Consider the following 13,762-nt stretch of genomic DNA (forward strand, 5'->3'; position numbering starts at 1 on the left):
CGTCCGCGGCGTCCGCGGCGGGCGCACCGGCCGGGTCGCCGGGAGCGCCGCCGGCGCCGCGCCGCAGCAGGCCCGTGAGCGTGGACCGGTCCAGCCCCGCGACCGCCCCGACGACCAGCACGACGACGACCGCCGCGCCGCCCGCCGCCGCGGCCACCGCGCCGGGGATGCCGTCGGCGAGCGCCTGCACCGCGTCGACGACCCACCGGCCCGCGACGCCCGCGAGCCCGGCCGCGACGACGAGCACCGCGAGCGTCCGCGGCAGCCCCGCGACGGCCTCGGGCCCGGCCGCGGCGCGCAGGACGGCGACCAGCGCCACCCCGGCCACGACCATGCCGACGGTGTTGCCCAGCGACAGCGCGTGCAGCGTCCCGGCGGCGTCGCGGCCGCCCGGCACGAGCACGAGGCACGCGACCCAGGACGCCACCGCCACGGTCACCCACCCGGCGCTGGCGGCCAGCACCGCCAGCCGCCCCCGCTCCAGCGCGTACAGCGCCCGGGAGACGTGGAACACCAGGGCGAAGCCGAGCAGCCCGGGCGCGACGAGCGTCAGCGCGTCCGCGACCGAGGCGATCAGCGCGGTGCTGCCGCGCCCGATCGCCTGGAACACGGCCGTCGCGGCGGGCGCCACGGCCGCGAGCATCGCCGTGCCGACGGCCCCCGCGACGAGCACGCCGCGGGTCGTCACCGCCGCCAGCGGCGCGTAGCCGGCCCGGCCCTCGCGCTGCGCGGCCGCCGCGAGCCGCGGGAAGGTGCTGGTCGCCAGCGGCACGGCGAGCACGGCGTACGGCAGCAGGTAGGTCGGCTGCACCATCGTCTGCCAGGCCGACAGCGCGCCCCCGCCGCCGTAGGTCTGCGCGAGCGTGATGGTGACGAGCACCGCCACCTGCTGCGCCACGAGGGCGCCGATCCCGGCGAGCGCGAGCCCGCGGGCCCGGACGGCGACGCCCTCCGGGAACCGCAGCGCGGGCCGCAGCCGCACGCCGGACCGCCAGACCGGCAGCACCAGGGACAGGCCCATCGCGGCGACGCCGGCGGTCGTGCCCCAGGCCAGCAGCGCCGCCGCCCCGTCCGGCAGCACGGCCGCCTCCTCCAGCCCGCGCGGCACGCCGGCGTCGGCGAGCAGCCAGCCGTACGCCGCGTACGTGCCGATCACGACCAGGCTCGACAGCACCGGCGCGAACGCGGGCCAGAAGAACTTCCGCTGCGCCTGCAGCACCCCGGACAGCACGACGGCGAGGCCGTACAGCGGCAGCTGCACCGCGAACACCCGGATGAAGAACGTCACGAGGTCGCGCTCGGCGGCGGTGTCGACCCGGGAGAACGCGGACAGCGGCTCCGCGGCCAGCGCGAGGACGGCACCGATCAGCACGAGCCCGCCCAGCGTCCAGCCGAGCATCCCCGACGCGATCCGGGACACGTCGTCGCGCATCCCGCGCGCGAGCGGGCCTGCGATCACGGGGATCAGCGCCCCGGCGAGCGCGCCGCCCGCGGCGACCTCGAACAGCACGTTGGGCAGCGTGTTCGCCCAGTTGTACGCGTCGCCGACGTCGGTGAGGCCGACGGCGTTGTTGAAGACCAGCGTCCGCGCGAAGCCCAGCAGCCGGCTGACGACCGTCACGGCCGAGATCAGGGCCGCGGCGCCCGCCAGACCGGACAGGACGGCCCGGCGGCTCACCGCGCGGGCACCCCGCCCGCGGCGGCGTCGTCGCCCGGCGACCCGTCCGCCGGCGCCGGACCGGCCGGGCCCGGCACGTGCGCCGGCCGCCGCCCCCACGCGTCCAGCTCGCGCAGCACGGGCGTGCGCGCGATCACCTGGGTGAACGACACCTTCTCCGAGGCCACGGTCAGCGCCACGACGCCGGCCAGCAGCGCCAGCCGCACCGGTCGCGGGCAGCCCTGCACGGCGACCGTGCCCAGCACCGCGCCGACGGCGTTCGCACCGGAGTCGCCGAGCATGTCCCGCTCCGCGAGGTCGTCCGGCAGCTCGGCGACGACGGCGCCCAGCACCGCGGCCGCGGGGCCGCCGGCGCGACCGCCGAGCACCCCGGCCGGGGCGGCGGCGATCGCCGAGGCCTTGAGCGCGCGCCCCGGGCGCAGGTCGAGCAGGTTGACCAGGTTGGCGCTGGCGGCGATCAGCGCGCCGTCCACGGCCACGTCCGCGAGCCGCGTGACGACGGCGGCGCCGCGTCGGGCCGGGAGCCGGTCGTGCGGGCGGCTCAGCGCGGCGGCGAGCAGCGCGCCCGCGCCGATGCCGAGCACCTTGAGCCCGCCGGTGGTGACCTCGCCGCGGGCCAGCGCGCCGAGGTGGCCGCGCAGGCCCTTGCGGACGGTGCCCTCGCGGTCCTCGGTCAGGTCGTCGACCAGGCCGAACGCCGTGGCGCTCGTCGTGGCGACGGCCAGCGCCGCGCCGTCCCGGGCGGACGGGGCGCCGACCAGGCCGCCGACCAGGACGCCCGCGGCGACAGCGGGGCCGCCGAGCAGGCTGACGGGCTCGCCCCGGTGGTTCGTACGCTCCCAGAGGCGCGCGCCGCCCGGCGGCTCGTCGTCCAGCAGGCCGCGGACGACGGTCGTGGTGACCCGCGCCACGACGGCGGCGGCGATCCGGCGGGTCACGCTCACCCCTGCGCCCCCGCGTCGTCGGTGGCGTCGCCGGTGCCGGCGTCCCCGGTCGCGACCGGCGTGCGGTCCGGCGGGGTCAGCGTCGTGGCGGTGGGCACCGTCGTCAGGTCGCCCCCGCGGCCGTAGTGGCCGTTCGTGCCGCCGATCCGGGCGTTCAGCGCCAGCGGCACCGAGACCTGCCCGGCGGACGTGTCGGCGTCGCTCACGGTGGTCAGCGCCTCGGCGGCGGAGTCGTCGCCGATGATCGTCGCGACCAGCGTGCCGTCGGTGACGGGGCCGTCCACCACGACCGCGCCCTCGGACCGGCTCTGCGCGACGCGGGCCAGCGCGATCTGCGACTGCAGCACGGCGGCGGCCTCGTCGGCGTCCGGCGTGGCGTCGGTCGCGACGGCGTCCGGCGCGACGGTCGGCGCCACCAGCACGATCGCGTCGGCGGGCTGGCTGACCTCGCCCTCGACCGTCACCAGCGGCGAGTCACCGGACGTCATGAACTCGAGCAGCGTCGCCGCGTCGGCGCTCAGGGCGTCCGGGTTGGCGGCGTCGGCGCCGGTGAGGCCCTGGACCAGCGCCTCGGACAGCGAGGTGTCGGCCGTCGCGTCGTCGGCGGGCTGCGGGTCGAGGTAGCTCGTGATGTTGCCGACCAGCGCCTGGCGGAACGACCGCAGGTCCGTGGACGACCAGGCCTCGTTGAGCGCCACGTTCGCGCTGACGGTCGCGCCGGCGTCGGTCAGCTGGCCCTCGATGGCGGTGAGCGCGTCGCCGTCGACCGTGCCGAGCGCGACCACGGCCACGCGACGGTCCGCCAGCGTGCCGGCGACCAGGTCGGCGCCGGCGGCCTCGATGAACGCGTCGCTCGCGGCCAGGTCCGACGCGGAGTCGTCGAGGTCGGAGCGCAGCTGGTCGCGCTCGCTGCGGAGCTGGTCCACCTGCCCGGTCAGCGTGTTGCCGATGGTCTCCTCGAGCGGGCCCGCGCCGAGGGCGATGCCCACCGCGAGCGCGAGGAAGACCGAGATCAGCGAGACGAGGTGGTACCGGAAGTCGATCACAGCGGGAGCTCTCGATCAGGTGCCGGCGCGTGCGCGGCACGGGAGGGTGCGGGTCGGGGCGTGGCCGGGCGCGTCATGACGACCCGCCGAACAGCGACCCGAGCCAGTAGACGAAGTCGTCCCAGCGCGCCGCGGCCAGCCCGATGAGCGTCTGGCCCGCGGTCGTCGACGCCAGCGCGACGCCGAGCGCGAGCAGGCCCGCGAGGACGAGCAGCGTCAGCTGCAGGTTGGAGATCCGGTTCCGGTACAGCCGGGACACGCCCTTGGCGTCCACCAGCTTGCTGCCGACCCGGAGCCGGGTGAGGAAGGTCGACGCCATGCCGGAGCGGCCCTTGTCCAGGAACTCGACCAGGGTGGCGTGCGTGCCGACGGCGACGATGAGCTCGGCGCCCTTGTCGTCGGACAGCAGCATCGCGACGTCCTCGCTGGTGCCGGTCGCCGGGAACACGATGTGCGGCACGCCGAGCTGGTCGACGCGGGCCATGCCGGGCGCGCGGCCGTCGCGGTAGGCGTGCACGACGATCTCGGCGCCGCAGCGCAACGCCCGGTCGGACACCGAGTCCATGTCGCCGACGATCATGTCGGGCGTCCAGCCGGCCTCGAGGATCGCGTCCGCGCCGCCGTCCACGCCGACGAGCACCGGGCGGTACTCGCGGATGTACGGCCGCAGCGTGACCAGGTCCTCCTTGTAGTGGTAGCCGCGCACCACGATGAGGACCTGCCGGCCCTCGATCTGCGTGGTGATGTCCGGGACGCCCACGCCGTCGAGCAGCAGGTCGCGCTCCCGGCGCAGGTAGTCCATGGTGTTCGCGGCGAACGACTCGAGCTGGACCGACAGGCCCTCGCGCGCGGCCGCCTGGTCGGTGGCCACGGTCTGCTCGGTCTGCACGGTGCCCTCGGCGACCAGCGTGTCGCCGTCGTAGACCGCGCCGTTCTCGACGCGCAGCGTGCGGCCCTCGCGGATCGTCATCACGTCGGGGCCGAGGTCGTCGATCAGCGGGATGCCCGCGGACACCAGGATGTCCGGGCCGAGGTTCGGGTAGCGGCCCGACGTCGAGCGCGCGGCGTTGAGCACCGCGGCGGGCTTGCAGGCGGCGAGCGCCTCGGCCGACACCCGGTCGATGTCGACGTGGTCGATCACGGCGATCTCACCCGGACGCAGGCGCTTGGTCAGCGACTTGGTGCGGGGGTCGACCCGGGCGGGGCCGACGAGCTCGCCCCCGGGGGACGCGGCGGAGCGCTTACGCGAGGGCAGGAGTTTCATCGCCGTTCATCGTGCCAGATCCGCCAGCTCCAGGAGCTCCGCCGCGTGTGCGCGCGCCGTACCGGATTCCTCCTGGCCGGACAGCATCCGCGCGAGCTCGCGGACCCGGTCCTCCCCCGTGACCTCGCCCACGCCGGACGCGGTGATCGCACCGTCGCGCGACTTCGTGACGACCAGGTGCCGGTCGGCGAACGCGGCCACCTGGGCGAGGTGCGTCACCACCAGGACCTGCGAACCCCGCGCCAGGGCGGCCAGCCGGCGGCCCACCTCGGTCGCGGCGCGCCCTCCGACGCCGGCGTCCACCTCGTCGAAGACGAACGTCCCCGGCGTGTGCTCGCCGCGGTCCGGCGAGGTGGCGAGCGCCACCTCGAGGGCCAGCATCACCCGGGACAGCTCACCGCCGGACGCGCCCTTGCCGAGCGGTCGGGCGGGCGCGCCCGCGTGCGGGACCAGGAGCATCTCCACGACATCTCCACCGTGCGGGCCCAGCTCGGACGCAGGCTCGACCCGGACCTCGAGGCTGGCGCCGCCCATCGCGAGCCCCGCGAGCTCCGTCGAGACCGACGCGGCGAGCCGCTCGGCGGCCTCCCGGCGCGCCGCCCCGATCCGCGCCGCCTGCTCGGCGAGCCGCCCGTCCAGCGCGTCGCGCTCGGCCGTGAGCTCCGCGACCTTCTCGTCCCCGTCGCCGATGTCCAGCAGCCGGCGGCCGCTCTCCTCGGCCCAGCGCAGCACCGCCGCGACGTCCTCCCCGTACGACCGGGTGAGCGACGCGAGCTCGGCGCGCCGGGTCTGGGCCGCGTCGAGGCGCAGCGGGTCCGCCTGCAGGTCCTGCAGGTAGGACGACAGCTCGGTGGCGGCGTCCGCCAGCAGGTAGCCGGCCTCCGCCACCCGGTCCCGCAGCTCGGCGAGCCGGGCGTCGTGGCCGCCGGCGCCGTCCAGCAGCCGCCGCGCGTGCTCGACGAGCCCCGCCGCGTTGGCGCCCTCGTCCGGCGCGTCCTCGTCGCCGAGCAGCGCGGCGTGCGCGCCCGTGGCGGCGGCGCGCAGGTCCTCCGCGTGCTCCAGGCGGACGATCTCCTGCGCCAGGTCCGTGTCCTCCCCCGGCTGCGGGTCGATCCGCTCGACCTCGGCCAGGCCGAGGCGCAGCAGCTCGGCCTCGCGGGCGAGGTCCTGCCGCCGGGCGGTCAGGTCGTCGATCGTCGCCTGCAGCCGGGCGCGCTCGGCCCACGCCTGCCGGTACTCCGCGAGCAGCGCGCCGTGCGCCGCGCCCGCGAACGCGTCCAGGGCCTCCCGCTGGTGCTGCGGCGAGCGCAGCCGGGCCTGGTCCTGCTGGCCGTGCACCGTGATGAGCTGCTCCGCGAGCTCGCCGAGCACCGCCTGCGGCACCGACCGGCCGCCCAGGTGCGCGCGGGACCGGCCCGGCGTGCCGTCGGTCGCCGCCTGGACGGTGCGGACCAGCAGCAGGCCGCCGTCGTCGTCGACCGCGGCCCCGGCCTCCTCCGCGCGCGCCAGCACCGGCGACCCGTCGGGCACCACGACCCGGCCCTCGACGACCGCCGTCGACGCACCGGTCCGCACCGTCGCGGGATCGGCCTTGCCGCCGAGCAGCAGGTTCAGCCCGGTCAGCACCATCGTCTTGCCGGCGCCGGTCTCGCCCGTCAGGACGGTCAGCCCCGGGTGCAGCCGGATCTGAGCGCCGGTGATGACGCCCAGGTCGCTGATGGTGATCTCCTCGAACACGCGCGCGTCCGCTCCTCAGTCCTCGTCGGCCGGCGCGCGGGTGGCGCCGGTCCCCCGGTCCCGCGCCGGGGTCTCCGTCGCGCGCCCCCGCCACCCGACCACGGGGAGCGCGAACTTGTTCACCAGCCGGTCCGTGAACGGCGCCGGCGTCAGCCGGGCCAGCCTGACGGGGACCGGCGACCGGCGCACCTCGACGCGCGAGCCCGCGGGCACCTCGATGCGGCGCCGGCCGTCGCAGACCAGCACCGCCGGGGACGGCGACCGGGTCAGCACCTCGACCGCGATCACGCTGCGCGGGCCCACGACCAGCGGGCGCGCGAACAGCGCGTGCGCCGACAGCGGCACCACGATGAGGCTGTCGACCTCGGGCCACACGACCGGCCCGCCGGCCGAGAACGCGTGCGCGGTCGACCCCGTGGACGTCGCCAGCACGACGCCGTCGCAGCCGAAGCTCGACAGCGGGCGGTCGTCCACCTCGAGCACGACCTCGACCATCCGGGCCGGCTCGGCCTTCTCCAGCGCCGCCTCGTTCAGCGCCCAGCCCGTGACCGGGTCCGGCCGGCCCGGCACCTGGACCTGCACCTGCAGCGTGGTGCGCTCCTCGACGGTGTAGTCGCCCGCCGCGATCCGGCGCACCGCCTCCTTGATGTCGTCCCGCTCGCTCTCCGCGAGGAAGCCGACGTGGCCGAGGTTGATGCCGAGCAGCGGGACCCCGGCGCCGCGCGCCAGCTCCGCCGCGCGCAGGATCGTGCCGTCGCCGCCGAGGATCATCGCCAGCTCGATGTCGTGGAACGCCATGCCGGGGACGTCCTCGCCCGCGAGCACCGGCGTGAAGCCGGCGGCCTCCAGCGCCGCCGCGGCTTCCTCGGTCGCGGTGACCGCCTCCGCCCGCCCGCTGTGCGTGACGACCAGGACCCGCCTGCCGGTCATGCGCCCTCCTCCTGCTCGGTGACGACCGCCCGGACGCGGGCCGCGAGGGCCTCGCCGGCGAGGGCGTCGTCGGTGTGGTGCGTGTCGTGCGTGCGGTGCGTGTCGTCGGTGCGGTGCGCGTCGTCCGTGCCACGGCGCAGCCGCAGGAAGTACTCCACGTTGCCGCTCGGGCCGGGCAGCGGGCTGCGCGCCACGCCGCCGACCGCGAGCCCGTTCCGCAGCGCGGTCGTGGCGACAGCCAGCACGGCCTCCGCCCGCTGCTCGGCACTGCGGACGACGCCGCCCGAGCCCAGCCGCTCCCGGCCGACCTCGAACTGCGGCTTCACCATGACCAGCAGGTCGGCGCCCGGCGCGGCGACCGCGGCCAGCGCCGGCACCACCAGGGTCAGCGAGATGAACGACAGGTCCGCGACCACCAGCCCCGGGGCCGGGTCGACGTCCGCCGGGGTCAGGTACCGGACGTTGACCCCCTCGCGCACCTCGACCCGGGGGTCGGCCCGCAGCCGGTCCACCAGCTGGTCGTGCCCGACGTCCAGCGCCAGCACCCGGCGCGCGCCGCGGCGCAGCAGCACGTCGGTGAAGCCGCCCGTGCTCGCACCCGCGTCCAGGCAGTCGCGCCCCTCGACGACGACGTCGCCGAACACGTCGAGCGCGCCGAGCAGCTTGTGCGCGCCGCGGGACGCCCAGTCGTCGTCGGCGGGCACGCCACCGGGGCCCGGCTCGACGTGCGCGTGCTGGTCGTCGCCGAGCGGGGCCGCGGGGCGGCGCACGGGCGCGCCGTCCACCGTCACCCGGCCGGCCGCGATCAGCTCGGCCGCGTGCCTCCGGGACCGGGCGAGCCCGTCACGGACCAGGGCGGCGTCGACGCGCGTCGGCACCCGCCTCAGCCCTCCGCGTCGGCGAGCCGGTCCTGCAGGGCCGTGTGCACGGCGTCGAACACGGCGAGCTGCTCACGCAAGGTGAGCTCGGTGACCTCGGTCAGGCGCACGACCGCCTGGTCCACCGCCTGGTCGCCCGTCGACTCCACGGCTCCACTCCCCACTCCGCCTGCGGCGGCTGCCGCCAGCCCGCGACCGGCCCGGTCCCCCGGCCCGGTCGCGTCCCCCGGCTGGTCTCTCCACGTGTCCTGGTGCTGCTCTGCTCCCCTGCGCTGCCGGTCAGGTTACCGGCCGGCGCCCACCCCCGCGGCGTCCTCGGGGGTGACACGCAGGTCCGGGACGCTGGACGCGTCCAGGTCCTCGCCCGCGTCCACCGCCGCCCACGCCGCGGCGCACGCCGCACGCACCAGGTCGACCCCGGCGCTCGCGCCGCCGAGCTCCAGGCGCCCCGCCACGACCCGGGCCGCGGCGTCCCCGCAGGTCCACCAGCCCTCGGCCGCCGGCACCGGCTCCGGGTGCGGCACGAGCAGCCCACCGAGGTCCGCCGCGATGTAGTGCGGCCGCAGCCCCGCCGGCGCCAGCACGTCGTCGCGCGCCGTGCTCACGCCCGTCAGCACGTGCAGGCCCGCGAACCCGCCCGTGCGCGCGCCCGCCAGGTCGGTGTCCAGGCGGTCGCCCACGACCAGCGCCGCGCGGGCGCCGTGCCGCTCGACGGCGATCTCGTACATGGTCGACGCCGGCTTGCCCGCGCTGTCCGGGACCACGCCCGTCGCCGCCTGCACCGCGCCCACGAGCGCTCCGTTGCCCGGCGCGAAGCCCCGCGCGGTCGGCAGGCTCTTGTCGAGGTTGCTCGCGACGAACCACGCGCCGCCCGCCACCGCGTACGCGGCCTCGGCGAGCTGCGCCCAGCCGAGCTCCGGGGCGAAGCCCTGGGCCACCGCCTCCGGGTGCTCGTCCGCCGACGTCACGACCACGAACCCCGCCTCGCGCACCGCGGTGACCAGGCCCGCACCGCCGACCACGAGCACCGTGGCGCCCGGCCGCAGCCGGGTCGCCAGCAGCGCCGCGCACGCCTGGGCCGCGGTCAGGACGTCGCCCGGCTGCGTCGGGATGTCCAGCGAGGTGAGCTGGTCCGCGACCGACTCCGGCTCGCGCGAGGCGTTGTTCGTCACGAACACCAGACGCATGCCCGCCGCGCGGGCGCCCGCGAGCCCGGCGGCAGCGCCGTCGATGGGCTCGTGGCCGCGGTACGCGACGCCGTCCAGGTCGACCAGGGCCAGGTCGTAGCGCTCGGCGAGCGGGGTGTCGCTGCCGAGGAGCCGTGCGTGGGTCACTCGTCCTCCGTGTCCTCGTCGCCCGCGGGGGCGGCGTCGGGGGTGCGGTCGTCGGCGCCGTGCTCGGCGTCGTCCGCGTCGGCGTCGGCCGCGTCGGCGTCGTCCGCGTCGGCGTCGTCCGCGTCGGCGTCGGCCTCGTCGGTCGCCGCCGGCTCGGCGTCGGTGGTCTCGGTCTCGTCGGCGTCGTCCGCGTCGGTCTCGCCCGCACCGGGGCCGTCGAGGTCGTCGGACGCGTCGTCCGGGCCCTCGGCGTCGTCCTCGGGCCCGTCCTCGTCGAGGTCGAACACCACGACGTCCTCGTCCTCGTCGGCGCCCTGCACCTGGGCCAGCAGCGCCTGCGGCACGGTCGCCTCGGCCTCGTCCGCCTCCGCCGTGCGCCCGGCGGCGCGCAGCGCGTCCGCCCGGGCCTGGACCACGCGCGCCGCGAGCAGCGTGCGCACGGCGCCCGAACCGAGGCCGGACAGCGCGGCGATCGCCGCGTCCGGGTCGCCCATGTCGAGGCGCGCCCCGCTCACGACCATCGCGAGCTCGACCCGCGTCGTCGTGTCCAGGCCCTCGGCCTCGGGCGACGCCGCCAGCGCGATCGCGCGCTCCGGCCGACCGAGGCCGCGCTCGCAGTCCGCCATCACGGCCAGGTGCTCCGACGACCCGTTGAGCCGCCGCACCGTGCGCAGCTCGCGCAGCGCCTCGGCGAACCGGCCCGTCCGGTACGCCGCCAGACCCGCGGCCTCGCGCACCACGTCCACCCGGCCGCCGTGCCGCACCGCCGCCTGGGCGTGCTCGTACGCGAGCTCGGGGTCCGTGTCGATCAGCCGGCCGGCCATCACCAGGTGGCGGCCGACAGCCCACGCGTTGTCCTTGCTCAGCGTGCGCAGGCGGGCCCGGACCTCGCGGTCGAGCATGCTGAACTCGACGTCCTCGGGGATCTCCGGTCCGTACTCGCGCACCGACTGCGGCGGACGGCTCGGGCGCCGGTCGTCGCCGTCGTGCCGCGGCCCGCGGTCGTCGCGACGGGGCCCGCGGTCGAACCCGCGGCCGCCGTCCCGGTCGCCCCGGAACCCGCCACGCTCGCCCTGGCCGTCACGCGCACCGCGGTACCCGCCGCGCTCGTCGCGCTGGTAGCCACCGCGGTCGTCCCGGCGGTAGCCGCCGCGGTCACCTCGGTCGTCCCGGCGGTAACCACCGGACGCGCCCTGACCCGCCTCGCGGCCCCCGCGGTAGGCGCCGCGGTCGTCGCGCTGCTGACCGCCGCGCTCGCCGCGGTCGTCCCGGCGGTAGCCGCCACGGTCCGACCCCTGCGACCCGCCGCGGTCATCGCGGCGGTAGCCGCCGCGGTCCTGACCCTGCGCCCCGGCGCGGTCGTCACGCCGGAAGCCGCCGCGCTCGGACGACGTCGACTGCGCGCCGTCTCGCCCACCGCGGTAGCCACCGCCCTGCCCGCCGCGCTCCGAGCGGTACCCACCGCCCGGCTGCCCGCTACGGTCGGAGCGGTAGCCGCTGCGCTCGCCGCCCGACGCACCGGCGCCGGAGTCGCGACCGCCGCGGTACCCACCACGGTCTTCCCGCGGGTAGCCGCCACGGTCACCGCGGTCGTCGCGGCGGAACCCGCCACGGTCGCCGCCACCCTGGCGGTCGCCGCGGTACCCACCGCGGTCGTCGCGCTGGTACCCACCGCGCTCCGGGCGACCCTCGGCACCCGAGCCGGGACGGTCACCGCGCGCGGAACCGCTGCGGTCGCCAGGACGCGACGAGCCACGGTCCGAACGGTAGCCACCCGTCCGCTCGGCGCCCTCGCCGTCGCGCCGGTACCCACCCGAGCGCGCACCGAACGGGCCGTAGCCGCCGGAGCGCTGCCCGCCCTGCTCGCCACCGCGGCCGTACCCGGACTCGCGGCGCTCGCCGCGGTCGGAACGGTAGCCGCCCGAGCGCTCCCCGCGCTCCGCGCCGTACCCGCCCGGTCGCTCGGGACGGGAACCGCCCCGGTCGGAGCCGTACCCACCGCTCCGCTCGCCGCGTTCTGGGCGCGAGCCGGTCGCGCGAGCGCCTCGCTCCGAGCCGTAGCCACCGGACCGTCCCGCGCGCTCCGGGCGACCGCCGTCGCCGCGAGCTCCGCGGCCGGAGCCGTCACCACCGGACCGGCCGCTGTCGCGCGCCGGGCCGCGGTCCGAGCGGAAACCGCCGGAGCGCTCCCCCTCGCCGTACCCGGACGGACGCCGACCCGCGTCGCCGGACGGTCGCCCGTCCCGCGCGCCGCCCTGGGGCCGCTGCCCGCCGCCGTCGAACCGAGGACGGTCGCCCGCGGACCGGCGGTCACCGCCGTAACCGCGCGTGCTGTCGTCCCGCCGCCCGGCGCGCGCGTCGCGGTCACCGCCGCGCGCAGAAGCCCCGCGCGCGCCAGCCGTACCGCTCTGCTCGACGGCAGAACGCCAACCGCGCTCGTCACCACCGGTGCGCCGCTGACCCGCGACCCGCGGAGCCCGCGCCGGGCGCTCTCCGCCGGTGGGGCGCCCAGCGACCCGGTTGCCTCGACCGACGCCGCCGCTACGGCGCCCGCCCTCGTCCGCCGAACGCGTCCCGCGCTCGTCGCTGCTCATCTCGTGCTGCTCCTCAAGTTCGACCACCGTCCATCGTCTCATCCAGGACCCGCAGACCCCGCATCGACCACCCGAGCCACCCACCCAGCTCCCGCGCCCCCGCTCGGCACCCGGCGCAGAGGGGCCGCGACGTCCGCCCTCCGACCGTCGCGACGAGCGCCTCTGACCCGTCGGCACCGTTCGTCCCCTGCCCGTCACGAACGACGCGTCCCGGGCCTGTCGCGAACAACGCGTCCGGGGCCCGTCGCGAAGGCGTCCCAGATCTTTCGCGAACGAGACGTCCCACGCCTGGCGCGAACAGGGTTTCCCCGGGCTGTCGCCATCAAGCGGCCACGGGCTGTCGTGGCGCCACGGGCTGTCGTGGCCAGCCGGCCACGGGCTGTCGCGGCCGGCTCAAGCCACCTCTTCGCCACGGACGCCGTCGCCACACCCGACGCGCCGAGAAGACAACTCTCGGCTTCGCACGCCACATCCCCAACAGCCGAGAGTTGCCATCTCGGCGTAGAGGCGCGCGCCGCCGTGGCCACGCGCTCGCCCTGTGGGCGAGCCGTGTGCGCAACCTCAGGCCGTGCGCTCGACCATGTCGACCTGCACCGGGTTCAGACCTGCGTCCATATCAGACCTGCACCCGACGAGACCTGCGCCCGGGCGAAACCTGCGCCCGGACGAGGCCTGCGCCCGACGATCGGGACCCTGCGCCAGATGGCCGAGAGACCGCTCGGTCATCGACACGCACGCTCGGGCGGCGAGAAATGCGCTCGGCCGGCAAGACGCACGCTCGCCGGGCGAGACGCACGCTCGCCGGGCGAGACACACGCTCGCGGGCGAGACGCACGCTCGGCCAGCGAGACACATACTCGGCCGCGAGACACGCACTCGGCCAGCGAGACGTGCGTCCGTCATCCAGCCCGGCGCTGGTACGTCGAGCGGGCAGTCGATGCTGCTTCAAGCACGTCGATAGGGACATCTGGTGCCCACTCGGCGGGGTGGGCGCTTCACGGGGCCATTCCGAGAGCCACCGGGGAAACAGAAAGAGCCACCCCCGAAGGGGTGGCTCTTTCTGAATGATGTCCGGCGGCGTCCTACTCTCCCACACCCTGGCGAGTGCAGTACCATCGGCGCTGAAGGGCTTAGCTTCCGGGTTCGGAATGGGACCGGGCGTTTCCCCTTCGCTATGACCGCCGTAACTCTGTCGAACGTGTCAAACACGGGACACCCCCCTGGATCAAAGGGGTGCGTGTTCGTGGTTCGGGAACCGCACAGTGGACGCGTAGCAAAAGTATGAGTGGTGAAGTTGTCGGCTTATTAGTACCGGTCAGCTGCGGCAGTCGTTAGTCCTGCCTTCCACATCCGGCCT

The 13,762-nt window shown here is 76.8% G+C and carries 10 protein-coding genes and 1 rRNA gene; all 11 read right to left on the minus strand.

Annotated features, from left to right (window positions below):
* Positions 1-1,678, minus strand: a 1,678-nt coding sequence (locus G6556_RS11315; protein ID WP_166941366.1) for a lipid II flippase MurJ, incomplete at its 3' end; no start/stop codon positions are given.
* Positions 1,675-2,616, minus strand: a complete 942-nt coding sequence (locus tag G6556_RS11320; protein ID WP_346774847.1) for a hypothetical protein — start codon at positions 2,614-2,616, stop codon at positions 1,675-1,677. The genes G6556_RS11315 and G6556_RS11320, both read right to left, overlap by 4 nt.
* 2 nt (positions 2,617-2,618) lie before the next feature.
* Positions 2,619-3,668, minus strand: coding sequence for a copper transporter (locus tag G6556_RS11325; RefSeq protein ID WP_166941368.1), 1,050 nt, complete (start codon positions 3,666-3,668; stop codon positions 2,619-2,621).
* Between the two features lie 73 nt (positions 3,669-3,741).
* Positions 3,742-4,932, minus strand: coding sequence for a putative cytokinetic ring protein SteA (steA, locus tag G6556_RS11330; RefSeq protein WP_166941370.1), 1,191 nt, complete (start codon positions 4,930-4,932; stop codon positions 3,742-3,744).
* Between the two features lie 6 nt (positions 4,933-4,938).
* Positions 4,939-6,669 carry a DNA repair protein RecN gene (gene recN / locus G6556_RS11335; protein ID WP_166941371.1) on the minus strand — a complete coding sequence of 577 codons (1,731 nt, stop codon included), beginning with the start codon at positions 6,667-6,669 and terminating at the stop codon, positions 4,939-4,941.
* 15 nt (positions 6,670-6,684) lie between these two features.
* Entirely contained in the window at positions 6,685-7,599 is a 915-nt protein-coding gene (locus G6556_RS11340) for an NAD kinase (RefSeq protein ID WP_166941373.1), read from the minus strand.
* Positions 7,596-8,477, minus strand: a complete 882-nt coding sequence (locus G6556_RS11345) for a TlyA family RNA methyltransferase (RefSeq protein ID WP_166941375.1) — start codon at positions 8,475-8,477, stop codon at positions 7,596-7,598. Before G6556_RS11345 ends, G6556_RS11340 begins: the two co-directional genes overlap by 4 nt.
* Positions 8,478-8,482: 5 nt before the next feature.
* Positions 8,483-8,626: a hypothetical protein gene (locus G6556_RS11350; protein WP_166941364.1), complete on the minus strand. Its 144-nt coding sequence runs from the start codon at positions 8,624-8,626 to the stop codon at positions 8,483-8,485.
* Positions 8,627-8,761: 135 nt separating this feature from the next.
* Positions 8,762-9,811, minus strand: a complete 1,050-nt coding sequence (locus G6556_RS11355) for an HAD-IIA family hydrolase (protein WP_166941377.1) — start codon at positions 9,809-9,811, stop codon at positions 8,762-8,764.
* A complete protein-coding gene (locus G6556_RS11360; protein WP_166941379.1) occupies positions 9,808-10,758 on the minus strand; it encodes a hypothetical protein in 951 nt (316 codons plus the stop codon). The genes G6556_RS11355 and G6556_RS11360 overlap by 4 nt, the downstream gene beginning before the upstream one ends.
* 2,716 nt (positions 10,759-13,474) lie before the next feature.
* Positions 13,475-13,591, minus strand: a 5S ribosomal RNA gene (gene rrf / locus G6556_RS11365).
* Positions 13,592-13,762 lie beyond the last annotated feature (171 nt).

This window comes from Cellulomonas sp. IC4_254, assembly GCF_011603975.1.
Taxonomy (GTDB): domain Bacteria; phylum Actinomycetota; class Actinomycetes; order Actinomycetales; family Cellulomonadaceae; genus Cellulomonas.